The organism is Rhizobium sp. CF122 (genome assembly GCF_000282035.1).
In the GTDB taxonomy this organism is placed as follows: Bacteria; Pseudomonadota; Alphaproteobacteria; order Rhizobiales; family Rhizobiaceae; genus Rhizobium.
The window spans coordinates 38,276-63,780 of the sequence record NZ_AKKA01000085.1; the positions used below are offsets into that span (position 1 = coordinate 38,276).

The 25,505-nt window shown below is 61.6% G+C and carries 25 protein-coding genes; 9 read left to right on the forward strand and 16 right to left on the reverse strand.

Translation table 11 applies throughout. The features are described 5' to 3' along the window. Positions 1-6: 6 nt before the first annotated feature. Positions 7-903, reverse strand: coding sequence for a DMT family transporter (locus PMI09_RS21810; RefSeq protein ID WP_007799541.1), 897 nt, complete (start codon positions 901-903; stop codon positions 7-9). A 103-nt stretch (positions 904-1,006) separates the two neighbouring features. Here PMI09_RS21810 and PMI09_RS21815 point away from each other — a divergent pair, with 103 nt between their 5' ends. Further along, entirely contained in the window at positions 1,007-1,477 is a 471-nt protein-coding gene (locus PMI09_RS21815) for an Lrp/AsnC family transcriptional regulator (protein WP_007799543.1), read from the forward strand. 10 nt (positions 1,478-1,487) lie between these two features. Here PMI09_RS21815 and PMI09_RS21820 read toward each other — a convergent pair whose 3' ends face one another. The 3 genes from PMI09_RS21820 to dut are packed head-to-tail and all read right to left on the reverse strand — an operon-like array spanning position 1,488 to position 3,873. Further along, positions 1,488-2,456: a serine hydrolase domain-containing protein gene (locus PMI09_RS21820; RefSeq protein WP_007799545.1), complete on the reverse strand. Its 969-nt coding sequence runs from the start codon at positions 2,454-2,456 to the stop codon at positions 1,488-1,490. Positions 2,457-2,506: 50 nt separating this feature from the next. Further along, positions 2,507-3,406: a GNAT family N-acetyltransferase gene (locus tag PMI09_RS21825; RefSeq protein ID WP_007799547.1), complete on the reverse strand. Its 900-nt coding sequence runs from the start codon at positions 3,404-3,406 to the stop codon at positions 2,507-2,509. Further along, on the reverse strand, positions 3,403-3,873 hold the full coding sequence (gene dut / locus PMI09_RS21830) for a dUTP diphosphatase (protein WP_007799549.1): 471 nt from the start codon (positions 3,871-3,873) through the stop codon (positions 3,403-3,405). Before dut ends, PMI09_RS21825 begins: the two co-directional genes overlap by 4 nt. 90 nt (positions 3,874-3,963) lie before the next feature. On the opposite strand from dut, the gene PMI09_RS21835 reads away from it, so the two are divergent. Further along, positions 3,964-5,547, forward strand: a complete 1,584-nt coding sequence (locus PMI09_RS21835) for a peptide chain release factor 3 (protein WP_007799551.1) — start codon at positions 3,964-3,966, stop codon at positions 5,545-5,547. Positions 5,548-5,600: 53 nt separating this feature from the next. Then, positions 5,601-6,122 (forward strand): tRNA (N6-threonylcarbamoyladenosine(37)-N6)-methyltransferase TrmO, encoded by a 522-nt coding sequence (gene tsaA, locus PMI09_RS21840; protein WP_007799552.1) that lies wholly within the window; start codon positions 5,601-5,603, stop codon positions 6,120-6,122. A 3-nt stretch (positions 6,123-6,125) separates the two neighbouring features. Here the strand turns inward: tsaA and PMI09_RS21845 are convergent, their stop codons facing one another. Together PMI09_RS21845 and betC are read right to left on the reverse strand one after the other, a co-directional pair. Further along, complete coding sequence (locus PMI09_RS21845) at positions 6,126-6,335, reverse strand: TOBE domain-containing protein (protein ID WP_007799554.1); 210 nt, start codon at positions 6,333-6,335, stop codon at positions 6,126-6,128. Positions 6,336-6,393: 58 nt separating this feature from the next. Then, positions 6,394-7,908, reverse strand: coding sequence for a choline-sulfatase (gene betC, locus PMI09_RS21850; RefSeq protein ID WP_007799558.1), 1,515 nt, complete (start codon positions 7,906-7,908; stop codon positions 6,394-6,396). A gap of 194 nt (positions 7,909-8,102) precedes the next feature. Between betC and PMI09_RS21855 the strand changes: the two genes are divergently transcribed. After that, entirely contained in the window at positions 8,103-9,020 is a 918-nt protein-coding gene (locus PMI09_RS21855) for a choline sulfate utilization transcriptional regulator (RefSeq protein ID WP_007799561.1), read from the forward strand. Here the strand turns inward: PMI09_RS21855 and otsA are convergent. The 6 genes from otsA to PMI09_RS21885 form a co-directional block, all read right to left on the reverse strand. Beyond that, positions 9,001-10,377 (reverse strand): alpha,alpha-trehalose-phosphate synthase (UDP-forming), encoded by a 1,377-nt coding sequence (gene otsA / locus PMI09_RS21860; RefSeq protein ID WP_007799563.1) that lies wholly within the window; start codon positions 10,375-10,377, stop codon positions 9,001-9,003. The two genes, PMI09_RS21855 and otsA, sit on opposite strands and share 20 nt — an antisense overlap. Before the next feature lie 41 nt (positions 10,378-10,418). Beyond that, positions 10,419-11,213 carry a trehalose-phosphatase gene (otsB, locus tag PMI09_RS21865; RefSeq protein WP_007799566.1) on the reverse strand — a complete coding sequence of 265 codons (795 nt, stop codon included), beginning with the start codon at positions 11,211-11,213 and terminating at the stop codon, positions 10,419-10,421. 103 nt (positions 11,214-11,316) lie between these two features. After that, positions 11,317-12,840 (reverse strand): S10 family peptidase, encoded by a 1,524-nt coding sequence (locus PMI09_RS21870; RefSeq protein ID WP_007799567.1) that lies wholly within the window; start codon positions 12,838-12,840, stop codon positions 11,317-11,319. 87 nt (positions 12,841-12,927) lie between these two features. Beyond that, entirely contained in the window at positions 12,928-14,220 is a 1,293-nt protein-coding gene (locus tag PMI09_RS21875) for a CynX/NimT family MFS transporter (protein WP_007799569.1), read from the reverse strand. Continuing rightward, positions 14,217-14,894, reverse strand: a complete 678-nt coding sequence (locus PMI09_RS21880) for a FadR/GntR family transcriptional regulator (protein ID WP_007799571.1) — start codon at positions 14,892-14,894, stop codon at positions 14,217-14,219. The genes PMI09_RS21875 and PMI09_RS21880 overlap by 4 nt, the downstream gene beginning before the upstream one ends. Positions 14,895-15,343: 449 nt before the next feature. Beyond that, positions 15,344-16,255 carry a pirin family protein gene (locus tag PMI09_RS21885; protein WP_007799573.1) on the reverse strand — a complete coding sequence of 304 codons (912 nt, stop codon included), beginning with the start codon at positions 16,253-16,255 and terminating at the stop codon, positions 15,344-15,346. Positions 16,256-16,519: 264 nt separating this feature from the next. Here PMI09_RS21885 and PMI09_RS21890 point away from each other — a divergent pair, with 264 nt between their 5' ends. Beyond that, the gene (locus PMI09_RS21890; RefSeq protein ID WP_007799575.1) at positions 16,520-17,329 is read left to right on the forward strand and encodes a class II glutamine amidotransferase; all 810 of its coding nucleotides are present in this window, start codon (positions 16,520-16,522) and stop codon (positions 17,327-17,329) included. Here PMI09_RS21890 and coaBC read toward each other — a convergent pair. Next, positions 17,319-18,527, reverse strand: a complete 1,209-nt coding sequence (gene coaBC / locus PMI09_RS21895) for a bifunctional phosphopantothenoylcysteine decarboxylase/phosphopantothenate--cysteine ligase CoaBC (RefSeq protein WP_007799577.1) — start codon at positions 18,525-18,527, stop codon at positions 17,319-17,321. The genes PMI09_RS21890 and coaBC overlap by 11 nt on opposite strands. A gap of 133 nt (positions 18,528-18,660) precedes the next feature. Here coaBC and PMI09_RS21900 point away from each other — a divergent pair, with 133 nt between their 5' ends. Then, entirely contained in the window at positions 18,661-19,059 is a 399-nt protein-coding gene (locus PMI09_RS21900) for a hypothetical protein (protein WP_244423801.1), read from the forward strand. Positions 19,060-19,123: 64 nt separating this feature from the next. Beyond that, entirely contained in the window at positions 19,124-20,494 is a 1,371-nt protein-coding gene (locus PMI09_RS21905) for a PepSY-associated TM helix domain-containing protein (RefSeq protein ID WP_007799581.1), read from the forward strand. Positions 20,495-20,587: 93 nt separating this feature from the next. Here PMI09_RS21905 and PMI09_RS21910 read toward each other — a convergent pair whose 3' ends face one another. Together PMI09_RS21910 and PMI09_RS21915 are read right to left on the reverse strand one after the other, a co-directional pair. Continuing rightward, entirely contained in the window at positions 20,588-21,337 is a 750-nt protein-coding gene (locus tag PMI09_RS21910; RefSeq protein ID WP_007799583.1) for an SDR family oxidoreductase, read from the reverse strand. A 114-nt stretch (positions 21,338-21,451) separates the two neighbouring features. Further along, positions 21,452-22,216 carry an SDR family oxidoreductase gene (locus tag PMI09_RS21915; protein ID WP_007799585.1) on the reverse strand — a complete coding sequence of 255 codons (765 nt, stop codon included), beginning with the start codon at positions 22,214-22,216 and terminating at the stop codon, positions 21,452-21,454. A gap of 126 nt (positions 22,217-22,342) precedes the next feature. Here PMI09_RS21915 and PMI09_RS21920 point away from each other — a divergent pair, with 126 nt between their 5' ends. After that, positions 22,343-23,248 carry a LysR family transcriptional regulator gene (locus PMI09_RS21920; protein ID WP_007799587.1) on the forward strand — a complete coding sequence of 302 codons (906 nt, stop codon included), beginning with the start codon at positions 22,343-22,345 and terminating at the stop codon, positions 23,246-23,248. On the opposite strand, the gene PMI09_RS21925 is transcribed toward PMI09_RS21920, so the two are convergent. Further along, positions 23,249-24,121, reverse strand: a complete 873-nt coding sequence (locus PMI09_RS21925) for a LysR family transcriptional regulator (protein ID WP_007799588.1) — start codon at positions 24,119-24,121, stop codon at positions 23,249-23,251. A 96-nt stretch (positions 24,122-24,217) separates the two neighbouring features. Here PMI09_RS21925 and PMI09_RS21930 point away from each other — a divergent pair, with 96 nt between their 5' ends. Then, positions 24,218-25,498, forward strand: a complete 1,281-nt coding sequence (locus tag PMI09_RS21930) for an MFS transporter (protein WP_007799590.1) — start codon at positions 24,218-24,220, stop codon at positions 25,496-25,498. Positions 25,499-25,505: the final 7 nt, after the last annotated feature.

A 25,505-nucleotide genomic window follows, 5' to 3' on the forward strand; every position in this document is an offset into this window, starting at 1 on the left:
GGATTATCAGCTCGCCCGCGCGCGCAAAAACTGCGCGGGCGTCCAGCCAAGATTCATGCCTGCGGCGGCGACAAGGATGACGGCTGCGCCAAGCAGCTGCATCGGCTGCAATGCATGTCCGAAGGCCAGTCGATCCACAAGGATCGCCGCGATCGGGTAGATGAATGACAGCGCGCCGGTCAGATGGATCGGCAGCTTCTGGATCGCACCGTAGAGCAGCACATACATCAGGCCGGTGTGCACGATACCCATGGTGATCAGGATCGACCATGAGGAGCCGTCCGCGGGCAGGTCCGAGAAGTTCATGGTCGGCAGCAGCATGAGTACGCCGGTGGCAACCTGGATCAGCGCGATAAGGTGCGGCGGCGTACCCTTCAGCCACTTTGCCGCCAGCGCCGCGAGAGCGTAGAAGAATGCGGCACCAAGCGCCAGCAAGATGCCGAGGCCGTAGCCCTCGTGCCCACCAGTGGTGGCAGGCTTCGCCTCGACGATCGCCGCCATGCCGGCAAAGGCCAGCGTCAGCCAGAACAGCTTTGCGGCGGTGATCTTCTCGCCGAGAAACAAGGCGCCCAGCGCAAGCAGCATGAAGGGTTGCGTGTTGTAGACAGTCGTAGCGATCGAAATCGATGCATGGGCGTATGATGCAAAGAGCAGCAGCCAGTTGAAAACGATGGCCACGCCGCCGAAGATCGCGATACCGACCGATTTCAAGCTGATGATACCAGGTCGAAGCAGCCCCATGGCAGCGCAGACCGCAAGCAGGCTGATCGCGCCGAAAAGGCAGCGCCAGAACACCACGCCGCTCACCGGCTGGCCTGACATGACCACGAACCAGCCGATTGTTCCCGATATCAGCATTGCTGCGGTCATTTGGGCGGTGCCGGTGCGGATTTCGCTATGCATCACGTTTCTCCATCTCGATAGATGAAGATTATTGCGGTCCTGTCCCGGTTTATATAGTTTGCATTAGGTTGATTGTGCCGCTCTCCTGTCATTGTGAGGAATAATGTCGGTTTCGCCTAATGATAATGCGATCGATGATGTCGATCAGAGAATATTGGAGGCGCTGGCGGAAAACGCTCGCATCTCGTTGAAGGAGCTGGCACAGGCTGCCGGGCTTTCTTCACCGAGTGCCGCCGAACGCCTCCGTCGCCTGGAAGAGCGCGGGATCATCGCGGGTTTCACCATTGATATCGACGCTGCAGCACTCGGATACCCGCTGCAGGCGATCGTACGCGTCCGTCCGCTGCCGGGACAGCTGCATGTCGTTCAGCGGATCATCCAGGACACGCCGCAGTTCGTGGAATGCGACAAGGTGACGGGAGACGACTGCTTCATTGCCCGGCTTGTCGTCCGCTCGATGGCGGAGCTCGACACGATCCTCGACAAGGTGGCGGAGAAGGCCGAAACGAGCACCTCGATGGTCAAGGCATCGCCCGTCAAGCGTCGGCTGCCGCCGCTCGCAGCAAAGCCCTGAAAGGTAAGTGCTATCGGTTCGAGCGCGCCGAAATGGCAAGCCGCATCAGCTCTCCCATACGGATATGGCTGATGCCGTAATCGACCCGCGCGGCGCGGTGCACAACGACGAGATCGAGTGCCGGAACGACGATGATGTATTGCCCGCCAAAGCCGCTGGCATAAAACAGCGGCGTTTGGATGGAGAGCGGATCCTTCGGCGCATTCGCCTCCGCCGTCAGCCAGAGATAGCCATAGCCCCTGCCGCCCCCGAGATCAGAATGCGGTTGCGTTGACAGGCGAACCCAGTCCTCGGGCACAACCTGTACGCCGTTCCAGCGGCCGCCTCGCAGATAAAGCAGTCCGACCCTTGCGAAGTCGCGAGCACTCATTGCCATCTTGTAAACGGGATGCAGCGATTCGGGTCCATGCTGATAGCGGCAGTCGTCCGGCGAAAAGTCCTGCATGCCGAGGGGCGCGGCGATACGGGCGGCAAAGCTTTCGAACAGGTTCTCGCCGGTCTGGGCTTCGAGAATCGTGCCGAGGACGTTGAAATCCCAATTGTTGTAAAACCAGAAAGAACCCGGCGGGTGGTTGCCGCGCTCCGGTCGTCCCCGCTTCGTGTCATAGACCGAAGGGAGATAGACGCCGGATCGCGCGGCGAGAAGGTTGCGAACCGTGGCCGTCCGTTCCTCTGCCGTCAGCGGCGCGACGTCGATGATACCGAGATCGGCGAGCGTGGCGGAAAGGTCGATCCGGCCGGCCTCGGCATGGATGCCGAAGAGCATGCTGATCAGGCTCTTGCGCACTGAAGCGATGCTCGACTTGTAGGCCGTGTCGCCCCAGGAAAAAGCGAGACGTCCGCCGTCGATAATCATCATCGCGGTTGATCCGCTGCGCTCCAGCTCGCGGACGAGGTTTTCCAGCACCGCGGCATCCCAGCCGCCCTCGGTACGCTGCCGCCATTCCGAATCCGGGTAAATGAATGCGGCCTCCGCCATTTCAGCCCTCCTTCGATCTGCATAAGTCTCGGCTGGCCAACGCGCGGGTGTCAGAAATCGGCCATCGGCGAAAGCATGGCGGGCGCTTCAAGCGCGATTTCGTCGCTGGCGCGAAACATAAAGCACGTGCCGCCTCCGGGTGCCCGCGTTTCGCCTTCCCAGCCAAGCCTGTCAGGGCAGAAGAGCACTTCGGCCATGGCCGGTCGCAGACCGAGGCTGCCGATGATTTCGGCAAGGGCGGCGATTTGCTGTGCCACGACATCGAGCAGCATGAAACGATCGCCATCCGCCTTCCAGGCGATGACCGTCTGCCTGTCCTCGATAAAGCTCAGCCGCACGCTCGGATCGAGCCGGGTGTTGATGAGGAACATCGCCGTGCTTTCCACGACGGCCAGCGTCTCCGACACCGGCATGCGGCGCTTCAAGGCCGCCTGCAACACGGAGAGGTCGGCTGGCCGCGAGGGATCGAGCGTGCGGGCAGGGCGACCCGAAGCGGCAGGCGCCGGCGCCGGGCCGGAATAGGCGTGCATCGGCAGCGCGTGAAAGCCGTAGGGTTCGTAGAGCGCCGGCTTGTCCGTGTAAAGGACGATGGCTTCGAAGCCCTTTTCCTCGCACCAGGCGAGTGCCTTTTGCGTGAGGTCGCGATAGAGGCCACGTCCGCGCCATGCGGGACGAACGGCACCCGATTGAAATGCGGCGGCATTCACGGTGCGCCCGTTGACCATAAGCGGCATTGCGAAGGCCGAAAGATTGGCGGCAAGCTGGCCATCAGCGGCGAACCAGCCGAAGGGCATGCTGCTCGGGTCGGGTCCGCCCATTTGCTGCAATGGGCCGATGTCGATATCGAATGTGTCCTTCAAGAGATCGACCAGCGCCTGCCAGGCCGTGAGGTCGCCGAAATAGTCTCGGCGGAAGGTCAGGCCGGAATGATCGATGCTCTTGGAGGTCATACTCCGGTCGATCCGAAACCGCCGGCGCCACGCGTCGTTACGCTCGCCTCGGAAATCTCTGAGATATGTGCCTGGATCGCCGGAGCGATCACCATCTGCGCGATGCGCATGCCTCTGGTGATCGCGAACGGCTCATCGCCGAGATTGATCAGCAGCACCTTGACCTCGCCGCGATAGTCGCTGTCGATGGTGCCGGGCGTGTTCAGGCAGGTGATGCCGTGCTTGAAGGCGAGGCCGGAACGCGGGCGCACCTGACCTTCGAAACCTTCAGGAATTTCGAAGATGAAGCCCGTCGGCACCAGCGCGCGCTTTCCGGGCTCGAGGGTCATCGGCATGGCGCCATCGACGGCGGCGCGTAGGTCCATTCCTGCCGCCCCCTTGCTTTCGTAGGAGGGCAGATCGAGATCCTGGCCGTTGGCGAGGCGGATGATATCAAGCGTCGGGCGGGTATCGGTGTGGATTGTCATGGGGCATTAGTTTGCGCCCGATGCGCCAAGGTCAATTGCAATGCCGGGCTTTAATCGCTAGATACGCCGCAATTCCACAGGATTCACACTATGGCCGAAAGTCTCGCCGAGGCGGTCTCCCGCCGCCGCACATTCGCTATTATCGCGCACCCGGACGCTGGTAAGACCACGCTCACCGAAAAACTGCTGTTGTTCGGCGGCGCCATCCAGCTTGCCGGCGAAGTCAAGGCAAAGAAGGACCGCATGCAGACGCGCTCCGACTGGATGAAGATCGAGCGCGAGCGTGGCATCTCCGTCGTTACGTCGGTGATGACGTTTGAATATAAAGACAACGTCTTCAACATCCTCGATACGCCCGGCCACGAAGACTTCGCCGATGACACCTATCGCACGCTGACCGCCGTCGATGCCGCGGTCATGGTGATCGACGCCGCCAAGGGTATCGAACCACGGACGCTGAAGCTGTTCGAAGTCTGCCGCATGCGCGACATTCCGATCATCACCTTCATCAACAAGATGGACCGCGAAAGCCGCGATCCCTTCGAGATCCTGGATGAAGTCGAGGAGAAGCTGGCGCTTGATTGCGCGCCGGTGACGTGGCCGATCGGCCGCTCGAAGACTTTCTGCGGCACCTACCACCTAGCCAACAATGAAGTGCGCGCCTCCGACACGCAGGAGATCATGACCAAGGTCACCGATCCCGAGATGGTGTCCCACCGCCTGCCTGAAAACGAGAGGGACGCGTTTGTCGAGGAGACGACGCTGGCGATCGAGGCGTGCAAGCCGTTTGACAAGAAGGCCTTCCTGGAGGGGCATCTGACGCCGGTTTTCTTCGGCTCGGCGCTGCGCAATTTCGGGGTGCGCGATCTCATCGATGCGCTCGGCGAGTTTGCGCCGCCGCCGCGCGATCAGGTCGCCGATATCCGTACCGTGCATGCGACCGACAACAGGATGACGGCGTTCGTCTTCAAGATCCAGGCGAACATGGACCCGAACCATCGCGACCGCATCGCCTTTGCCCGCATCTGCTCCGGCAAGCTCGAGCGCGGCATGAAGGCGCGGCTGTCGCGCACTGGCAAGCAGCTCGGCCTTACCGCGCCGCAGTTCTTCTTCGCCTCGCAGCGGCAGCTTGCCGATACTGCTTATGCCGGCGACGTCGTCGGCATTCCCAATCACGGCACGCTGCGCATCGGCGATACGCTGACGGAGGGCGAAGCGCTGGTGTTCCAGGGCGTGCCGAACTTTTCGCCGGAAATCCTGCGCCGCGTGCGCCTGGAAGACGCGATGAAGGCGAAGAAATTGAAGGAAGCGCTGCAGCAGATGGCTGAAGAAGGCGTCGTCCAGCTGTTCCAGCCGGAGGATGGTTCGCCGGCTATCGTTGGCGTTGTCGGTGCGCTGCAGCTCGATGTTCTCAAGGAGCGTTTGATGGCCGAATATGGCCTGCCCGTCTCCTTCGAAATGTCGCGCTTCTCCGTCTGTCGCTGGATCTCCGCCGATCAGCCCGCCGAGCTCGAGAAATTCGTCACCGCTCGCCGCGGCGATATCGCGCGGGACTTAGACCACGATCCCGTGTTCCTGGCGCAGGACAGCTTCTCGCTCCGCTACGAAGCGGAGCGCTATCCGGCGATCAAGATGGCTGCCCTCAAGGAATATCACGCCGTCAAGGCAGCGTGATATTGGATCGGATATAACGATCTGCCATGATGCCTTAAGAAAAGGAGCGTTTCATGGTTTGCGAGAATGAAATCAGAGAAAACGAAGTCGCCGTCGAACTACCGCCGGCGACCGACGCCGGCCTGGTGTTCATCGGGCGCATACTGACGCCCTGGACCTCTCGCAAGGAGACGCCCCGCCAGGGGCGGCATGACGGTCCGCTCTGCAAAATCGAAATATTCGAGCCGTGGAGACAGGCTCTCCAGGGTGTGGAAGCCTTCGAGCGGCTGGAGGTGCTCTATTGGCTGGATCGGTCGCGGCGCGACCTCGTTCTGCAAAGCCCGGCCAGCAGCGGAAAGGTGCATGGCACGTTTTCTCTTCGCTCGCCGGTGCGCCCGAACCCGATCGGAACCTCCATCGTCAAGCTGGAGGGAATAGAAGGTGGCGTCCTGCTGGTTCGGGGGATGGATTGTCTTGACGGTACGCCGCTTCTCGATCTGAAGCCCGATCGCACATTGTTCAAGCCGATAGCGCTGCCGCAGACTGGAGATTTCCAGGCCGGCGACGACGTGGCGCATTCTTGCAAGAGGGCCTGACGATCAGTCGACGGCGATCATGACGTCCGAGGCTTTGACGACCGCATAGGCGTCGCCGCCGAAGGCGAGCCCCAGTTCATCGACGGCTTCGTTGGTGATGGAGGCCGTGACGATCGACCCGCCGCCGATATCGATTCGGACATGCGCCGTGGTCGCACCTTTCTTCACCTCGACGATCTTTCCCTTCAGTCGATTCCGTGCGCTGATCTTCATGAGATGTCTCCTGGCTCGGGATGGCAGACTGTATCGGCTCGGCCCCGGTGTCGCAATCTTACTCGCCGCGCGGATAGCGTTGGCTTTCTTCCAACACATTCAAATCCATGTGGTTGCGCATGTAGCGTTCGGAAGCCTTTTGCAGTGGTTGATAGTCCCAGGGATAGTATGCGCCGTTCCGCAGTGCCTCGTAGACGACCCACCGGCGCGCCTGGCTTTCGCGCACGGCGGCATCGAAGCCCTGCAGGTTCCAGCGCTTCTCGGCCAGGGACTTGAGGTTCTCCAGGATTTCGACATGTCCTGCATCGCCGGCAAGGTTGTTCAGTTCCTTGGGATCCGCGTCGAGATCGAACAGCAGCGGCGGGTCCTTGTCGCAAAGGGTGAGTTTGAAGCGACCGTCGCGCAGGCAAACGAGAGGGGCTTCGGAACCTTCGGCGGCGTACTCCATCGGCACTGGGCCACGCCCGCCGGTCCCGGTCGCGAGTGGCGCAAGGTCTTCGCCATCCGTCCATGGTGCGAGCTTGGTCATGTCGATGCCCGCCAGTGCGGCCAGCGTCGGCGTCACGTCGAGCGTCGAGACCGGTTGCTGGATGCAGGCGGCATTCCAGCCCGGAGCCGCGATCGTCAAGGGCACTCGTGAGGAGCCGTCGAAGAAGCACATCTTGAACCAGAGGCCACGGTCGCCGAGCATATCGCCATGGTCGGAAACGAACAGCACGATCGTGTTGTCGGCCATCCGCGCGCGCTCGAGGACGTCAAGGATCTCGCCGATCTTGTCGTCGACGTACGAGATGTTGGCGAAGTAGCCTTGGCGTGCGCGCCGGATCTGCTCCGGCGTGATTTCGAACGCATCATAGTCGCAGGCCTTCAAAAGGCGCTGCGAGTGCGGATCCTGCTGGTCGAACGGAATCGCATCGACATCAGGATCGAGCGCCGGGGAGTTCTCGTAGAGGTCCCAATATTTGCGGCGTGCGACATAGGGATCGTGCGGATGGGTGAAGCTCACCGTCAAGCACCAGGGACGGTCGTCGTGACGGCGCGACAGGTCGTAGAGCTTGCGGGTCGCGTTGTAGGCGACCTCATCGTCGTACTCCATCTGGTTTGTGATCTCGGCAACGCCTGCGCCGGTCACCGAGCCGAGATTGTGGTACCACCAGTCGATGCGCTCGCCGGGCTTGGTGTAGTCAGGCGTCCAGCCGAAATCGGCGGGATAGATGTCAGTCGTCAGACGTTCCTCGAAGCCATGCAATTGGTCGGGACCGACGAAATGCATCTTTCCGGAGAGGGCAGTATGGTAGCCGGCCGCACGCAGATGGTGCGCGAATGTCGGGATATCAGATGCGAACTCGGCGGCATTGTCATAAACGCGGGTCCGGCTCGGCAGTTGGCCGGACATGAAGGATGCGCGTGCCGGCGCGCAAAGCGGACTTGCCGTGTAACTATTGGCAAATCGGACGGAGCGTTGCGCCAACGCTTTCAGATGCGGTGCGTGAAGGAAATCGGCCGGTCCGTCGGGAAACAGCGTGCCATTGAACTGATCGACCATCAGAATGAGAATATTCGGGCGCGCCATGCGTATGGTGTCCTTCGGCTTTCGGGAGCGGGAACTTAGCCGCGTCCGCGAAGCTATTCCAGTCTGCGTTGACTGGAAATCGCGCCAGGAATCTCGGCCTCATCTCGCTTATGCCATTTGATTGCTTTATTGATTATCCATATCGGATGACCTGTGAAGCAGGCATTTTTTGATATCCTATCTAAGGATTTTTTATGGAAAGCCGCCGTGTCGAACTTGGATGGATGCGCATATTCGCTGAGATCGGCAAGGCGGGAAGTCTGTCGGCGGCTGCAGGCGTTCTTGGCCTGACGCAACCTGCCGTCAGCTATCAGATCCGCCGGCTGGAGGAGCAGGTTGGCGTCAGCCTCTTGAAACGCCAGCATCGGGGCGTGGAGTTGACGCCCGAAGGCCAGCGTCTTTTCGACATCGTCGCAAAGAGTGTCAACGAGATCGACCAGCTGGCGCGGCGCTTCCGCAATGAATCTGATCGGCCAATCATAAGGCTGCGCACGGATTATGCGTTTTCCGCCCTATGGCTAATCCCGCGCATGCATGCCTTCCGCACGCTGTACCCGAATGTTGATATTCAGATTGTCGCGACGCAGCGAACACAACGCGACCGGTCGGACGACGGCGATGTTGCTGTTGTCTTTGGCAGGCGGTCGGAGTTCGAGCGCCACGCCGTTCTGCTTTTGCCGGAGAGGGTCGCACCCGTCTGCACCCAAGGCTTCCTCGATCGCTACGGTGCCATCTCCACGCCGACGGACCTTGCCCGAGCGCGCCTGATCCATCTCGATGCCGCGGAACCTTCGCCCTGGTTCGACTGGCGGCATTATCTCGCGGAATTCGGTGTCAGCCGCGATACTCACGCGGGGCAGGGCGATGTGAGCTTCAATACATACTCGCTGGTCGTGCAGGCCGCGATCGGCGAACAGGGGGTTGCCATCGGATGGATGGGCCTCGTCGACTCGCTGCTCGCCTCGGGGATGCTGAAAACCGCAGGTCCGGCGCTGGAAGCGCCGGAACGTGGTTACTGGCTATTGCCACCACGCACGCGTGATGCCCAAAGCGATCTGCTTGCGGCATGGCTCACGGTGGAAGCCGGTATCGTCAGTCGACTAGATCCTTGAGAAAATCGTCGCACCAACGCGACACATCGTACTCCAGCAGATAGTCCATCATCCGCTGCCAACGCTCGCGGCGTTCTTCCAGGGGCATATTCAAGGCACGCGCCAGCGCGTTGGCGGTTCCTTCGATGTCATAGGGATTGACCAGCAACGCCCCCCTCCTCAATTCGCGCGCTGCGCCGGCGAAGCGGGATAGTACGAGCACACCAGGATCTTCGGGATCCTGTGCGGCGACATATTCCTTTGCCACGAGGTTCATGCCGTCGCGAAGCGGCGTGACCAAGCCAACCTTGGCCAGTCGATAAAGACCCGCGAGGATCGGACGACTGACGGAGCGGTTGATATAGCGGATCGGCACCCAGTCCACCGTCCCCAGTGCGCCGTTAACTCGGCCTGCCTGTTCCGCGACGGTGCGCTGCATTTGTTCGTATTCCGGGACTTCCGAGCGTGATTTCGGTGTGATCTGCAGATAGGTGACCTTCCGCTGGTGGGCTGGATTGTTGACGACGAAGCGCTCGAAAGCGTCCAGCCGCTGGGTGATGCCCTTGGAGTAATCCAGCCTGTCGACGCCGATGATAAGGTCGCGGTCCTTGATGCTCTGCCGCGCTCTTTGCACCAGATGGTGGCTGCCGGCCTTCTTGGCGAATTCGGCGAAGGCGGCGGTCTCGATGCTGATGCCGTAGGCTCCGCCCTTGAAAACCTTGTCATTCGCTGTGAAGCGGCCGTCGCCGATGGCGTCGCCCATATCCTCGCGGCGAAGGCAGCCGGCAAAGTTTTCGAGATCGTGGTCCGTCTGAAAGCCGACGAGATCGTAGGCGGCAAGACCGTGCATGATTTCCTCGTGAACCGGCATGGTGTAGAGCACATCGGCCGGCGGCCAGGGAATGTGCAGGAAAAAGCCGATGCGGTTCTTGAAGCCCATTTGCCGCAGTTCCGCGGCGAGCGGGATCAAATGGTAGTCATGGACCCAGATGATGTCGTCCGGCCGCAGCAGCGGCGCAAGCCGATGCGCGAAGAAACGATTGACGCGGAAATACCCCGCCATTTCCTTGCGGCCATACTCCGCGAGGTCCAGGCGGTAGTGACAAATCGGCCAGAGCACGCGATTGGCGAAGCCGTGATAGTATTCCTCGACATCCTTGCCGGTGAGATCCGTCAGTGCATAGGTGATCTTGCCCTCTTCCGTCAGCGAGAGCGGGCCGGGCTCGTCGTTTTCGCTCGATTTGCCGGACCAGCCCATCCAGATGCCGCCCCGTTCTTCGAGTGCCGCTTTGAGCGCCACCGCCAGTCCGCCGGCGGAGGCCGCGCCCTCCTTCACGGGAGCTGGCACGCGATTGGAGACGATGACAAGACGGGTCACGGAGGTTCCTTTCATCGGGAGGGCGGCACATCGTGCATGGATCAAACGGCGAGCTGCTCAATCAGTTCCCGCACCGCCGATGAGGAAGGCAGCGCCAGAGTGGCGGCAGTGTCCGAAGACGGCCCGACACGAACGGAATGGCCGCCAAAGCGATTGGCGACACGGAACATCGCCTCGTCCGTAACGTCGTCACCGATGGCAATCGGACGCCTGCCGGCAAAGGGCGGCATCGACAGAAACGTCTCCACAGCGTGACCTTTGTCGGCGCTCGCGGGTCGGATTTCGAGAACCATCTTGCCGCGCTGCAAGGTCCAGTTCGGCCCGACCTTGGACTGCAGCCTCTCCATGATCAGCTCCACATCCGCCTGCCTTTGCGGCGCGAGGCGATAGTGAGCGGCGACCGCAGCTCCCTTGTCTTCCACGAGTACGCCTTGCAGATTTTCGGTTGCGGCGCGGAGCTCCGCCTTCAATGCCTCGAATGCGGCAGTGGTCTCGGCTTTCATGATGCTGCCGTCCGGCCAACGCAATTCGGCGCCGTGCAAGCCGGCGATCGGAAATCGGAATGGTGCGAACAGCTCGTCGGCATAAGCGAGTGCCCGTCCTGTGACCAAGGCTAGCGCGCCACCGAGCCTTCGCGACGCGGCATAAAGCGCTGCCGGCAGCGACGGTGGCATGACGATCGCATCCGGCACCGCGGCCAGGTCAAGCAATGTGCCATCGATATCGAGAAAAAGAGCGCAGTCTTGAGGGGAGGATAAAACGGCGCTCAGCAATTCCGTCTGCCCTGAGGCCGGTTGCGGCATCATGGCAGGAAATGGCTCACTGGGGTATGACATGGTGACTTACCTATGTCGGCATCTGCCGAAGGCAACCCGTTTTGGCTCAATAATGCGAGGAAATCTCAGATTTTGCCGTGGTATCCGTGCGCTGATCAATTGTTCATTCAGCCGGCATTGTGCCGGAATGCTCGGTGAAGAAGGCCTTGGCATCGGCGGTAAAGGCGGCGCGCTGAACGCTCCGCGTGTAAAACATGTGACCGCCGCGATAGACCTTCAGCGCCACCCGCTCGCCGGCAAGCGAAGGCGGCAAGTGGTCAACAACATAACGGCTCACGCCATAAGGAGTGACGAGATCGCTGTAGCCGTGGGCGATCAACAGGCGGAATTTCGGATTGGAGGCGAGGAACTGGCGAATATCGTCGGTGACGCTCGCCTGCAGCCTAGAACCACCGCCGCGTCCGCCCCACTCCCATCTGCGGCTGATGTCGCCGTCCAGCAGCGAATAGGTCATCTCGGTCTTGAAGCCGAGTTCATTGCGCGCATAGTCGGCGAAGGCCCCGCCATAGGCGCGGGTGAAGCCGTCGAGGATGGCATCGTCGCCACGGTCAGAGTCCGACTCCGGATAAGGATCGGGCGTCGAGAACGCCGCGTCGTAAGGGCTGACAATTCGACCATCCTGCCCGCTTGATTGCTTCGCATAGGCGTTTCCGAGGAAGCCGCGGTTCTTTGCCACGATATCTTCGGGAATGCCGGTCATGCCGGCAACCTTCCCGTAGAAGGCTTTGGCCGCCTGGCCAGTCGGCAGCGGGCCAGCGAGTGTCGTCAGATAGTCGCCAAGCGCAAATTTCTCCGCATCGCGCTGCTGCGCTTCATCGAAGGCATTGCGTCTGTCCATGTTCGCTGCCGCAAGCGACGGAAACTCGAGTGCCGCGCCCAGTGCAAACTGATCGGCATTGAACATCAGTTGCCCTTCGAGCAATGGCGAAAGCATGATCGCGCCCGAGACGATGATGCCTTGGCTATCCTTCAGCGCGCCGACCACCTTGGCGGCGCGGAAGCCGCCATAGCTCTCTCCGAGAAGATATTTGGGCGAACCGGACCGGTTGTTGTGGGCGACATAGAGAGCGATCGCCTTCGCAACGCTCTGCGCGTCGGAATTGACGTTGTAGTAATTGGAGGCGTCGTCGGCCTTGGCGGTTCGGCTCCATCCGGTTCCGATCGGATCGATGAGGACAATGTCGGTAAAGTCGAGCCAGCTCTGCGGATTGTCGGTCAATTTTGCATCGGCCCCATCGGCCCCATCCGGGCCGAAATCCAGGATGCGCGGCCCTACGAGGCCGAGATGCAGGAACGCCGATGCGGCGCCGGGGCCGCCGTTGAAGGCAAAGGTCAGGGGCCGGTCGGACCTCCCGTTCTTGGCGACATAGGCCGTATAGAATACGGCGCCGGCCTTGGAGCCGTCTTGCGCAAAGAGATCCAACGTGCCGGCCGTCGCCACGAAGTCGAGGGTCCGGCCGCCGATCGTCATTGTGTGCTGGGTGACCGAGTCGCTCGGCAGCAGCTTCAACACGCCCTCGCTCGATGAACCCTGTGCGGCAGCCTCGCCTCGACCCTCCTGCGATAAGGCGGGGGGCAGCGGAGCAAGCAAGGCGGTTGCAAGCAGAATGGCGGATAGGAAACGCAAGACTTCTCCTCCGACGGAAGCGGCATGGGAGGCGTCAGCGTAGCATCGCCCCGTTGGGGGAGAAATCAACAGATGGTGAGGCCGACGTCAGTCCGCCTTCTCGATCGTCTGCGCATTCACATACTGCGCGCGACCGGCGTTCCAGCCGTTGATAGCGGCGCCGGCACCAAGCACCACGAAAAGCACTGCCGACCATGCGAAGCTGCCGGTCCAGCCGCGGATGAGCCCGACCAAGAGCGGGCCGATCGCGGCAAGAAGGTAGCCCACGCATTGGGCCATGCCCGAAAGATGGGCCGCGACATGCGGATCGCGCGACCGCAACACGATCGTCGTCATCGCGACAGCGATCAGGCCGCCCTGGCCAATGCCCTGCAGCACCGCCCAGACCCAGATGGTGAAGAGCGGCGCAAACAGCAGGCCGAACAATGCGACGACGGCAACGACGCAGAGCGACGCATTGATCACGCGCTGATCCTTGCCCCTGACGGCGATCTGCGGGGCAACCAGGCATGCCGCAGCCTGAACCATCACCGATACCGAAACGATCGCTCCAGCGGTGACGCCGTCAAGACCGCGCTCGCGCAGGATCGGGACGAGCCAACCAAACACGCAATAAGCCAGAGCCGACTGCAGGCCCATGAAGAGAGTGACCTGCCAGGCCAGGCGATCCCGCCACAGCCCTTGGACGGAAAAGCCGCTGCGCTTGACTTGATTCTTGGTGGACAGCACCTGCGGCAACCAGATCATCCCGACGACCAATGCAGGCAGACCCCAGGCGGCCAGCGCTCCGGAGAGCGAGCCGCCGAGGATGCGCTCGAGCGGCAGCGTGAAGCCTGCGGCGCTCGCCGCGCCCGCGCATAGCGCCATCGTGTAAAAGCCGGTCATCAGCGCTGCGCGATCGGCAAAGTCGCGCTTGACCAGCCCTGGCAGCAGCACGTTCCCGACCGCGATGCAGGCGCCGGCAAGCGCAGTGCCGACGAAGAGCAGCGGAACGGATGATAAGCCACGCAGACCCGTCCCGAGCGCCAGCAGGACGAGGACCGCCAGAAGCGTGCGCTCCGATCCGATCCGCTGGGCAAGCCGCGGCGCCAACGGCGAAAAGGCGCCGAGGCAGACGACGGGCAGGGTGGTCAGCAGGCTGGCACCGAGGGATGAAAGGCCGAGTTCCGTCTTGATTTCGGGCAGCAGCGCGGAGGCGCTGGAGAAGACGGGACGCAGATTGAAGGCGATCAGGACGAGGCTGGCGCCAAGGAGAAAGCGCACCGCTGCGCTGCTGCCAACGGGGGGCTGCGGCTGCGGTACGCTATCGGCTTCGGCATCGATGAGCTGTTCGTCCGCCAGGTCGTAGACGTGTGCGGCATCCTGAAGGGGTGTGGTCATGAATGGAGCATCCGGTCGAGAGCGCCGATGATGGGGGCCATGAAGCGGCGAACGGCCGCATCGGCCTGTTGCGGATCGCCGGTGGCGAGCGCGTCGATGATGTCGGCATGCGCCCGCATATCAGGCTCGGGAATCTCGTCGTCCAATGTCGCCGCGATCGTTTCGGCAATCGAGGCGGAAAAAAACTGATAGATTTCGATCATCGCGCGGTTGGCGGAAGCGGCAATGATCGCCTTGTGGAAAGCAAGATCGCGTTCGACGAAGACGCTTCTGTCGCCGCCTTCGAAATTGCCCCGCTTGGCGAGAAGCGCCCGCAACTCCGCAATGATCTCAGGCGTTTGTCGTATCGCGGCCAGCCGTGCGGCCTCGACATCGAGTGCGCACCGGGCTTCGAAGAGATCGCGCAGACCGGCGCGACGCGCCATGGTGAGCGGCAGCCGGGTGTCGGTGGTCGAGAGTACGTAGGTTCCCGAGCCCTGCCGGGTTTCGAGCAGGCCTTGCGACACCAACACCCGCACCGCCTCTCGGATCGTGCCGCGGCTGACGGAGAGCGTGGAAGACAGCGTCGCCTCGTTGGGCAATTTCTCGCCAACGGCCCATCGCTTACCCAGTATCTCCGTGCGGATCGCCTCAATGGCCGTGTCCGCAAGTTTCGTTTTTGCAATTGGTTGCATCGCCCGTATTCATAAAGTCATCAGATGACTTTATGAATACCTTGAGGCCGTTGCCCTCGTCAATCCTGTGCTGAAAAATGAAAAGGGCCGCTCGAGGCGACCCTTTCCATGAGTTCTGGCCTGTAAATGGCCGGACCGTCAAAGCGATCCTAGGAAGGTGGGCTTAGAGCGAGGGCTGCCTCGCTTTCATCACCACTTCCATGCCTTTTACGAGGTCCGAAATCTCATTAGACATTGGATCACCTTCCTTTCGTTCTGTTGAAGATGGGTAAAAGGTAGGATGATTCGCCGGAGATGCAAGAAAAAACGAGGTGTCAGGTGCTGCGCAGCTTCCCTGGCAGCGGTGTTTCACTTTACGGTCGCCGACAATACACCAATGTTTACAATGATGTCCTGTATGCTGCCGTAGTGAGCAAACATTGCGGCAGAGGGCTGTGGATTAAGCCGGCTCAGTGTGCGGCCTTGATGAAGGTGCCGTTCTGTAACTCTCGCATCGCCTGCATGATCTCCTCTCGCGAGTTCATGACGATCGGCCCATGCCAGGCAACCGGCTCCTCGATCGGCTTGCCTGAAACGAGCAGGAACCGGATGCCTTCGTCGCCGGCCTGCACCGTCACTTCGTCACCGCTGTCGAAGACGACGAGCGTCCGGTTGCCGGACATGTCGCGAATGTTGAGTTCCTCGCCGTTGACCTCCTTCTCGACACGGACGCCGAACGGCTTGGAGGCGTCGCGGAATGTGCCGGAGCCTGCGAAGATATAGGCAAATGCGTTGCGATAGGTGTCGACGGGCAGGCGCTTCTTCTTCCCCGGAGGGACCGAGACATCGAGATAGATCGGTTCGGCCGCGACGCCGTCAACTGGCCCCGCTTTGCCCCAGAAGTCGCCACAGATAACGCGCACGGCCGTACCGTCGTCATCGACAACGACGGGAATGTCGGCGGATTTGACGTCCTGATAGCGCGGCGCCGTCATCTTCAGCGACGAGGGCAGGTTGGCCCAGAGCTGGAAGCCATGCATGCGTCCGGCAAAATCGCCCTTCGGCATTTCCTGGTGCATGATGCCGCTTCCTGCCGTCATCCACTGGATGTCGCCGGCGCCGAGCAGACCGCGATTGCCGAGGCTGTCGCCGTGCTCGACCGTGCCTGCAAGCACGTAGGTGATCGTCTCGATGCCGCGATGCGGATGCCAGGGAAAGCCGCGGATATATTCGGCCGGATTGTCATTGCGGAAATCGTCCATCATCAGGAAGGGGTCTGTCATCGACGGATCCCCGAAGCCGAAGACGCGGTGCAGCTTCACACCGGCGCCTTCCATGGTTGGCGTTGCGGTGCTCGTATGCTTTACGGGACGTATCGACATGGCATCCTCTCGAAGGTTTCAACTTGCCCGGGACTATAGCCGCCGGGCCAGCCTCTGCGAAATTAGCCGCCGCGGGAACGCACTGTTCACAAAAGAAGATGTCGCATTGCGCAATTCGATCGCATCGACCGTCAGAAATTTGTCATCTTCCGCTTGCAAGTCAGGAAGCCGTTCAGGTCTTATTAACCATCAGATTCGACAATCGTTGTCGCGTTTCAGCATTTCTCCCGCCTCCAACAACGCGGGCTCCGGAGTGGAAAGAGCATGTGTCGCTGGGCAGCCTATCGCGGAGACCCCCTCTATCTGGAGGAACTGGTGTCCTCGCCCGCGCACTCGCTGATCGAGCAATCGCATTGCGCGACACGCGCCAAGACCCCCACCAATGGCGACGGTTTCGGCATCGCCTGGTATGGCGACCGTCCGGAACCTGGCCGCTATCGTGATACCTTGCCGGCTTGGTCCGACTGCAATCTCAAGAGTTTGGCGCGGCAAATCCGCTCTCCGTTGTTCCTGGCGCACGTACGGGCAGCGACCGGCGGCGGCACCCGCCGTGACAACTGTCACCCCTTCACCTTCGGCAATTGGTCCTTCATGCACAATGGCCAGATCGCAGGTTTCGAACGGCTGCGTCGCCCTATGGAAGCGATGCTTGATGACGAACTCTTCAACGCCCGCGGAGGGACGACCGATTCCGAACTGATGTTCTTGCTCGCCCTGCAGTTCGGCCTGCAGCAGACGCCGATAGCTGCGATGGCGGAGATGATCCGCTTCGTCGAAAGCCTTGCCGAGAAACTTCTCGGATCGGTGCTGCTGCGCTACACGGCTGCCTTCTCGGATGGCAAGGCGCTCTACGCGATCCGCTATGCGACCGACCGCAAAGCGCCGACGCTCTATGCCTCTCCGCTCGGCAAGGGCTACTGCTTGGTGTCCGAGCCGCTGAACGATGATGTCGATGCCTGGGCGGAGATCCCGGACGGAAGCGCCGTCACGCTCGGCGAAAATGGCCTTGCTATCGCGCCGTTTCGTCCGGTGCAGGCAGTTGCAAAAGCCACCCCGGTCGCGATCACGGCTTGAGTCGTTCGGCAATCATCGCCGCAAGCCTCGTTGCAACCTCTTCCTTCGCCAGATCCGGCCATTGCTCGATGCCGCTGTGGCTGACGATTTTCACCCTGTTGCGGACGCCGCCCATGATGCCGGTTGCCGGCGAAACATCGTTGGCGACGATGATATCGGCACCCTTGCGGTCAAGCTTCGCCCTGGCGTTGCTTTCCACATCCTGCGTCTCTGCCGCGAAGCCGATCACCAGCTTCGGCCGCATCGTGTGATGGCCGACCGTCTTTAAAATATCGGGATTCTCCGTCAGCGCGAGCGTCGGAATGGATTCGCCCGGATGTTTCTTGATCTTCTGGTCGGTGGCCGACGCAACACGCCAGTCGGCGACCGCCGCAACCATTACGGCAACATCCGCAGGAAGCGCGGCAAGCACGGCGTCCCGCATCTGATCTGCGCGCTCGACATGGACGACCTTGACGCCAAAAGGATCGGGAATGGAAACCGGTCCGGAAACGAGGGTCACATCTGCGCCAAGCGCCGCAAGCGCCGCGGCAATTGCATGTCCCTGGCGGCCAGAGGAGCGATTGGCGATGTAACGCACAGGGTCAATCGGCTCATGCGTTGGGCCGGAGGTGATGATCGCCTTGCGGCCGGTAAGCGGCTTCGGCCGATCATGGAGCAAGGCTTCCGCCGCGGCGACGATCTCGAGCGGTTCGGCCATGCGCCCGATGCCCGCTTCGCGGCTCTCGGCCATCTCGCCGGACATAGGCCCGATGAAGCGGATGCGGTCGCCGCGCAGAGTCTCGACATTGCGCTTCGTCGCCGGATGCGCCCACATATGCGGGTTCATGGCCGGGGCCGCGAGCACCGGCCGGTCGGTCGCAAGCAGGACGGTCGAAGCAAGGTCGTCTGCGAGCCCGTTCGCCATCTTGGCAAGCAGGTCTGCTGTTGCCGGAACAATCAGGACGAGGTCGCAATCGCGCGCCAGCCGGATATGGCCGACATCCTGCTCGTCCTGCCGTGAAAACAGGTCGGTGAACACATGGTCGGCGGCGAGGGCGCCGACCGCAAGCGGCGTCACGAATTCCTCCGCGCCCTTGGTCATCAGTGGCCGCACCGATGCGCCCCGCTCCTTGAGCCGTCGGATGAGGTCCAGGCTTTTATAGGCCGCGATCCCGCCGGAAATGATGAGGAGGATGCGTTTGCCGCTGAGAACCATGACGTTCGTCCATCGAGTATCTGATTGTGTGAAACCCTAAGCCTTTGGGGAATAATAAGCAATCGGCAGCGAAGGCCGATCGGTCGCAGTGACAGCACCTTGCTGCTGTGGCATGGAACGAAGCATGGGGACCATGCGCAGCATCTTGCGGGATCGGGTATCGGCCAGCGCTGTCGCGCTGCTGGTCGCCTGTCTGCTGTTGATCCAAGGGCTGCTGGGCGGCAATGCTCAGGGCGCCGTGGCGGCATCCGCCGTCGATCCCTTCACGATCATTTGCTCTTCGAGCGGACACGGTTCCGTCGATGATGCCGGCCACGGTAATTTGCCGGCCAAGAAAGCGCCGGAGTGCCCGTGTGGCACGCTCTGCCGCCTGGCATCGGCCGCCATGCCGGCAATTCTCGACGGGCAGACGGGTCCTCTTTATGTCGCGGTCGAGACTGCGATCGACACCGCGATCCGAACCGATGCAGTCATTTCTCCGGCCTTACGCGGGCGGATCGCCGAACCGCGTGCGCCCCCCATCACTGCCTGACGTCATCGTTCCGCCTCCGCGCCTATTGGGCAGAGGCCCGATTTTCTTACGTTGGGAGACATTCATGTCCGACCTTACCATCGGTCGCGAGAGCGTCGGCGCTTCGGTGCGCTCCGCCTCCGACCTCTATCGCGCCGTCTGGCGTTGGCATTTTTACGCCGGCCTTCTCGTCCTGCCTTTCATGATCACGCTGGCAATTACTGGCGGCCTCTATCTTTTCAAGGATGAGATCGATGCGGTGATCCATTCTGATCTCAAGCGCATTGAAGTGCAGCAAGGCGCAAGCCGGGTAGCACCTTCCGCAATGGTGACCGCCGCCCTCACCGCCCACCCGGGAATTGCCATCAGGTTCACCGACCCGGCCGCGTCGGATGCGTCGGCTGAAATCACCATCGGCACCGAGGCGGAAGGCAAACTTGCAGTCTACGTAAATCCCTACACCGCCGAGGTGCTGGGCGCGCTGCCTGATCGCGGCACCGTCATGTGGACGATCCGCTACCTTCACAGCCTCAAGCATTTCGGCAACTACGCGCGCATGCTGATCGAGATCGCCGCCGGCTGGTCGATCCTCCTCGTCGCCACCGGCATCTATCTCTGGTGGCCGCGCCGGCAGACAGGTGGTGTTGTCTCCGTTCGCGGTACGCCAAAGCGGCGAGTCTTCTGGCGGGACATGCATGCTGTGACCGGGATCTTCGTCGGCTTCTTCATCGTCTTCCTGGCCATTACGGGAATGCCCTGGTCTGGGGTCTGGGGCGGCAAGGTCAACGAATGGGCAAACGGTAACAACTTCGGCTATCCCGCAGGCGTGCGGGTTGCCGTACCGATGTCCGACGAACATCTCGATCACGTCGCCAAGACTTCCTGGTCGCTGGAACAGGCGCAGGTGCCGCAGTCTGCCGGGCACGCGCATCATGCACAGCCGATCGGTCTCGATAATGCGGTCGCCACCTTCGACCGTCTTGGCCTGCATCGGGGCTACGCCGTCAACATACCAATGACAGCGGATGGCGTGTTTTCCGGATCGGTCTATCCGGACGATCTTTCCAAGCAGCGGGTCGTGCATCTCGACCAGTACTCGGGGAAGTCGCTGATCGATATGAGTTATGCCGACTACGGTCCGCTGGGGAAATCGCTGGAGTGGGGCATCAATACCCATCTCGGCCAACAATTCGGGCTTGCGAACCAACTCGTGCTGCTCGCCGCCTGCCTGGCGATCATCCTGCTTGCGGTTTCGGCTGTCGTCATGTGGTGGAAGCGACGCCCGGCAGGTTCATTTGGCGTACCGCCGATGCCTGCTGACAAGCGCGTGTTTCGTGGCTTGATTGCGATGCTTGCCGTTGGTGGGATCGTTTTCCCGCTGGTCGGCCTGTCGTTGATCGTCATGCTGGTGGCGGACTGGCTCCATCTCAGAGCCAGAAAGCCGCGATCGGCCTGAGACGCTCGTTGAAACTGGCCGATAAACGGCAGAAAGGCCGCGGAGGAGAGGAGCCGCGGCCTTATTCATGCGCCTCTGATAGGGTCTCGGTCCTCAGAGGTTGCTCATCCCGCCATCGATGACGAGCTCGCTGCCAACGATGTAGGCAGCCTCATCGGAGGCAAGAAAGATGACGGTCTTCGCAACTTCGCCGGCATCGCCGAAACGGCCAACTGGGATCTGCGACTGGATCTGTGCCGCCATCGCCTTGGAGTCGGCTTCCGACATGCCAAGTTTGCCGTAAAGCGGCGTTGCGATCGGGCCGGGGCTGACGGCGTTGACGCGGATGCCGCGACCGATCAGTTCTCCGGAGAGCGTCTTGGCGAGCGTCAAAAGCGCCCCCTTGGTCAGAGCATAAACGCTCGAATTCGGCATGCCGATATGGGCATTGATCGAGGTGTTTAGCACAATCGAAGCCTGCTTCGAAAAGACCGGTAAAAGCGCCTGGATGAGGAAGAATGGGCCCTTGACGTTGATCGCGATCGACTTGTCGAAGGCTTCCTCGCTCCATTGTTCGAGCGGGCCGAATTCGGCCACGCCGGCATTGACGAAAAGAATGTCGAGATCCCCGAAGGCATCCTTGATCGCGCCGGCGACGACTTTCTGGCCGGCAGCGTTGCCGGCATCCGCCTGTATGACCAACGCCTTGTCGCCGAACTCGGCGCGGGCTGCCTCGACGCTCTTCTCGCTGCTGCCGGTGATGGCAACACGAGCGCCTTCGGCAATGAATTGACGGGCGGTTTCGAGGCCGATGCCGCTGGTGCCGCCGGTGATGAGGGCCGTTTTGTTCTGTAAGCGTGCCATTGTCGTGGGTCCTTATGATCCGGTTGATGCTGGGAGGATGCGATGCAATTGCCTGTCGCGACGAACCGCTCATCCCCGGAAAATCTCTCCAGTCAGAGCGGATAATCCGCGGCCTCAGGTGCGGGTGATCGATGCGCCGCCGTCTACGAGTGAGGACGTGCCCGTGACGAAGCTTGAATCGTCGGATGCGAGGTAGAGAACCGAGCGCGCAAGCTCATCCGGCGCTGCAACGCGCTTCAACGCATGCAGGTTGGTGATGAAGCTCTGCTTGTCCGACGTGTCGTTCATCTCGCGATACATATCGGTATCGACCGCACCCGGCAGGACGGCGTTGACGCGGACCTTCTTTTGCCCGAATTCGGCGGCGAGCGCCTGCGTCAGACCAATCAGGCCGGACTTGCTGGCGGCATAGGCGGCGACGCCAGGGAAGGCGAAGCTGTAGCCGACGAAGGTCGAGGTGAAGATCACCGAGCCGCCACCGTTCTTTTCCATCTGTCCGATCTGATGCTTGGCGGCAAGAAAAGAGGCCGTCAGGTTGATCGTCAGAGCCTCGGCGAAACCGGCTTCCGAAACGCCGGTGCTGGGTCCAGCTTCGCCAAGGATGCCGGCGTTGTTGAAGGCAACGTCGAGCTTGCCGTAGCGGTCGACGGCGGTGGCGACCAGCGCCTTGTGATAATCTTCCGAGCGAACGTCGCCGGCCACGGCCACGGCCTCTCCGCCGGCTGCCTTGATCTCTTCGACCAGACTGTCGAGTTCTGCCCGGCGGCGGGCGCCGACCACGACCTTTGCGCCTTCGGCAGCAAAGAGTTTGGCGGTTGCACGGCCGATGCCCGAGCTTGCGCCAGTGATGATGGCGACTTTTCCATTCAAGCGGTTCATTGTTCCATCTCCAGTGTGGGTTTTGGGACGGCGATTGCCGTCCCTTTCGATGGGCAGAAGATGGCATTTTCTTTTCGTTCGGATTAGTCTCCAAATGGTGGAACTCGAATTCGGATTTACCGAACGATGATCAGGATTGAGGGAATAACGGCCTTCGTTGCGATCGTGGAATCCGGCTCGCTCAGCGAGGCCGCTAGGCGCTTGCGACTTTCAAAATCGGTCGTCAGCGAAAGGCTCGCGGAACTCGAAAGGTCGCTTGGTGGCGTGCTCCTGCATCGCACCACCCGGAAGCTTACCCTGACAGAAGACGGTACGGCCTTTCTGGAGCGCGCGACGCGGATCGTTCAGGAAATTGAGGAAGCCACCGCGGAGATGGCGGTGCGCCGCGGCACGCTGTCCGGCCCGCTGCGGATAGCCGCCCCCGTCACCTTCGGGCGCATGCACCTTGGCCCCGCGCTCTACCCCTTCCTGGCCGAGCATCCGGAAATCCAACTGGTGCTCGACATCGACGACCGGCGCGTCGATGTCTCGTCCGAAGGTTATGATGCGGTGGTCCGCCATGGCCCAATCGTCGATTCCCGCCTGGTTGTTTGGAAGCTCAGCCGCAGCCGCCGGATTCTCGTCGCTTCTCCGGCTTATCTGGATCGCCATGGCATGCCGAAAACCCTAGCCGATCTCAATGGCCACAAGGGCATTTTCTACACCAATCGTGGCGTTGCGGACTGGCGCTTCCAGACGCCAGATGGCGCGATTGTCGTCCGCGCCAGTCAGGCGCTCGGGATGAACAACGGCGATATGATCCGCGATGCTGCGGCCGCCGGTCTCGGCATCGCGCTTCTTCCCGCATTCATTGCCGGACGCGCGATCAGCGCAGGCCAGCTGCAGGAGATCGATGTCGGCTACAAACCGGAAGCCGAGTTCATCTACATGGCCCATCCCGAGGGTCGCAATCCCTCCGCTAAGCTGCGCGCCGTCGCCGACCACTTGCGCAAGACCTTCGGCGATCCGCCCTATTGGGATACTGCCGGCTGATCAAATGAGGCTCATCATATTGGCGGCCACCCGCGACCGCTGTGCCTTCAGCACGGCGAGGCCGAGACGCGCGACCAGAGGTGGTCCCTCAATCGGCCGGTAGGCCACGCCATCGAGTGCCAGATGCGCAATCGAAGCCGGGACGATCGACACGCCAAGATCGGCGGCGACAAGATTGACGACAGAGGGAATCTGGGGCGCCTCCTGTGTCACGACAAGCTCGAAGCCAGCATCGCGGCACCCGCGTACGATATCATCGTAGAGACTGAGACCAACCGTGCGCGGGAACAGGATGAAGGGCTCGCCGGCAAGCGCTGAGAGCGGCACCTTGTCGTATTTTGCGAGCGGGTGGTGCGCCGGCAGGGCGATCAGCATCGGCTCATCGGCCAGCCGTTTCAGCGTGACGTCTTTCGGATCCTCCAACCCGGGCCTGATGAAGGCGACGTCGATTTCCTGGCGCAGCAATTTCTCCATGAGCCAATTGCTGTTCATCTCGGTCAGCGACAGGCTGACATCCGGCCATTGTCCACGAAAACGACGGATTGTGCCGCTGACTGCTGTGTTGAAGGCTGAGGACGCGGTGAAGCCGAGCGCCAGCCTGCCGGTCTCGCCGCGTGTCGCGCGCTGGGCGGCGAGCTTCGCCTTCTCGGCAGCCGCGACGGCAGCGCGTCCTTCCGGCAGGAAGGCGTTGCCGGCCTCTGTCAACTCCGCGCCATGCGGAACGCGATGAAACAGCGCGGCCCCGACTTCGTTTTCGAGATCGCGGATTTGCTGGCTGAGCGGCGGCTGGCCGATGCCGAGCTTCGCCGCGGCGCGAGTGAAATTTCCCTCTTCGGCCACGGCCAGGAAATAGCGGATATGGCGCAACTCCATCGGTATCTCCAAAAGCTATGAAGAATGTTATTGTCATATATTGGACAAATGGCGTGCTGCTGGCTAGATCAAAAGGCGTGAAAGGTTGGTGCCCTCATGCAACGCCCCGCAGACAACTCGCCAGACGTCTCCGAAATCCATTCGCGTCCAAATCTCCACGTCGTGCGAACGACGGCGGAACCGCACGACAAGCAGTTTCTGCTGCGCGGCACCTCGTCCTATCGTCGCGCCAGCCTGGCACTCTTCCTCTCCGGTTTTGCGACATTCTCGCTGCTCTATTGCGTGCAGCCACTGATGCCGATCTTTGCTGTGGACTTCGGAGTGAGCCCGGCCGCGAGCTCGCTATCATTGTCCTTGTCGACCGGCTTCCTCGCCTTTGCGATCTTCTGTGCCGCGGCCGTCTCCGAAAGCTTCGGCCGCCGTAGCCTGATGTTCGCCTCGCTGCTCGGCGCTGCCCTTTGCACGATCGCCTGCGCCCTCGTGCCAAGCTGGCACGCGCTCCTTGTTATCCGCGCGCTCGAAGGGTTGTTGCTCGGCGGCGTGCCTGCCGTTGCCATGGCCTACCTCTCCGAGGAAATCGATCCTCGCGGGCTTGGTGCTTCGATGGGCCTTTATATTGCTGGGAACGCTTTCGGCGGCATGGCTGGCCGTGTCGTCACCGGTACGCTGGCTGAATTCTTCTCGTGGCGCATCGCGTTGGGCACGCTCGGCATGCTGGGCCTTGCCGCAGCGATAGGCTTCTTCCTGCTGCTGCCCGCATCGCGCAATTTTAAGCCGCGCAAGGGTTTTGACGCCCGCTTTCATGTGAAGGCCTGGGTCAGCCACATCAGCAATCCAGCACTGCCGTTGCTCTTTGCCGTCGGCTTCCTCGCCATGGGCACCTTCGTCACCGTCTATAATTACATCGGCTTCCGCCTCGTTCAGGCACCCTATAATCTCAACCAGACCGAGCTCGGCCTGATCTTCACGGTCTATCTCTTTGGTATCGCTGCATCCTGGATCGCCGGACTGCTGGGAGATCGGATTGGCCATTTCATCGTCCTGCCGGCTGGCATTGCCGTTGCGGCCGCCGGTGTCGCGATGACCCTTTCCCCCTCCTTGCCGCTGATCGTGCTCGGCATTGTGCTGCTGACATCAGGCTTCTTCGTCGCTCACTCCGTCGCAAGCGCCCTCGTCGGTCGTCTTGCGCGCGGCACCAAGGGGCATGCCTCCTCGCTCTACCTGCTGTCCTACTACGTAGGCTCCAGCGTCGCCGGTTCGGCCGGCGGTTATTTCTGGGGCGCCGATGGCTGGAATGCTGTCGTGCTCTTCACACTGGCGTTGCTCGCCTTGGGTATGATAGCAGCCCTCGTTGCCGCACGGCTGGCAAGTCGGTAGAATCGCT

Excerpts from the sequence above, each read along its gene's own strand:
- coaBC (WP_007799577.1), bottom strand. The coding sequence starts at position 18,527 with ATGGTTCTCAGCGGCAAACGCATCCTCCTCATCATTTCCGGCGGGATC.
- PMI09_RS21885 (WP_007799573.1), bottom strand. The coding sequence starts at position 16,255 with ATGTCGATACGTCCCGTAAAGCATACGAGCACCGCAACGCCAACCATG.
- PMI09_RS21925 (WP_007799588.1), bottom strand. The coding sequence starts at position 24,121 with ATGGAGTTGCGCCATATCCGCTATTTCCTGGCCGTGGCCGAAGAGGGA.
- PMI09_RS21930 (WP_007799590.1), top strand. The coding sequence starts at position 24,218 with ATGCAACGCCCCGCAGACAACTCGCCAGACGTCTCCGAAATCCATTCG.
- tsaA (WP_007799552.1), top strand. The coding sequence starts at position 5,601 with ATGGTTTGCGAGAATGAAATCAGAGAAAACGAAGTCGCCGTCGAACTA.
- PMI09_RS21900 (WP_244423801.1), top strand. The coding sequence starts at position 18,661 with ATGCGCAGCATCTTGCGGGATCGGGTATCGGCCAGCGCTGTCGCGCTG.
- PMI09_RS21855 (WP_007799561.1), top strand. The coding sequence starts at position 8,103 with ATGGAAAGCCGCCGTGTCGAACTTGGATGGATGCGCATATTCGCTGAG.
- otsB (WP_007799566.1), bottom strand. The coding sequence starts at position 11,213 with ATGTCATACCCCAGTGAGCCATTTCCTGCCATGATGCCGCAACCGGCC.
- PMI09_RS21825 (WP_007799547.1), bottom strand. The coding sequence starts at position 3,406 with ATGACCTCCAAGAGCATCGATCATTCCGGCCTGACCTTCCGCCGAGAC.
- PMI09_RS21875 (WP_007799569.1), bottom strand. The coding sequence starts at position 14,220 with ATGACCACACCCCTTCAGGATGCCGCACACGTCTACGACCTGGCGGAC.
- betC (WP_007799558.1), bottom strand. The coding sequence starts at position 7,908 with ATGGCGCGCCCGAATATTCTCATTCTGATGGTCGATCAGTTCAATGGC.
- PMI09_RS21880 (WP_007799571.1), bottom strand. The coding sequence starts at position 14,894 with ATGCAACCAATTGCAAAAACGAAACTTGCGGACACGGCCATTGAGGCG.
- PMI09_RS21890 (WP_007799575.1), top strand. The coding sequence starts at position 16,520 with ATGTGTCGCTGGGCAGCCTATCGCGGAGACCCCCTCTATCTGGAGGAA.
- PMI09_RS21905 (WP_007799581.1), top strand. The coding sequence starts at position 19,124 with ATGTCCGACCTTACCATCGGTCGCGAGAGCGTCGGCGCTTCGGTGCGC.
- PMI09_RS21920 (WP_007799587.1), top strand. The coding sequence starts at position 22,343 with ATGATCAGGATTGAGGGAATAACGGCCTTCGTTGCGATCGTGGAATCC.
- PMI09_RS21910 (WP_007799583.1), bottom strand. The coding sequence starts at position 21,337 with ATGGCACGCTTACAGAACAAAACGGCCCTCATCACCGGCGGCACCAGC.
- PMI09_RS21835 (WP_007799551.1), top strand. The coding sequence starts at position 3,964 with ATGGCCGAAAGTCTCGCCGAGGCGGTCTCCCGCCGCCGCACATTCGCT.
- dut (WP_007799549.1), bottom strand. The coding sequence starts at position 3,873 with ATGACAATCCACACCGATACCCGCCCGACGCTTGATATCATCCGCCTC.
- PMI09_RS21915 (WP_007799585.1), bottom strand. The coding sequence starts at position 22,216 with ATGAACCGCTTGAATGGAAAAGTCGCCATCATCACTGGCGCAAGCTCG.
- PMI09_RS21845 (WP_007799554.1), bottom strand. The coding sequence starts at position 6,335 with ATGAAGATCAGCGCACGGAATCGACTGAAGGGAAAGATCGTCGAGGTG.
- PMI09_RS21820 (WP_007799545.1), bottom strand. The coding sequence starts at position 2,456 with ATGGCGGAGGCCGCATTCATTTACCCGGATTCGGAATGGCGGCAGCGT.
- PMI09_RS21815 (WP_007799543.1), top strand. The coding sequence starts at position 1,007 with ATGTCGGTTTCGCCTAATGATAATGCGATCGATGATGTCGATCAGAGA.
- PMI09_RS21810 (WP_007799541.1), bottom strand. The coding sequence starts at position 903 with ATGCATAGCGAAATCCGCACCGGCACCGCCCAAATGACCGCAGCAATG.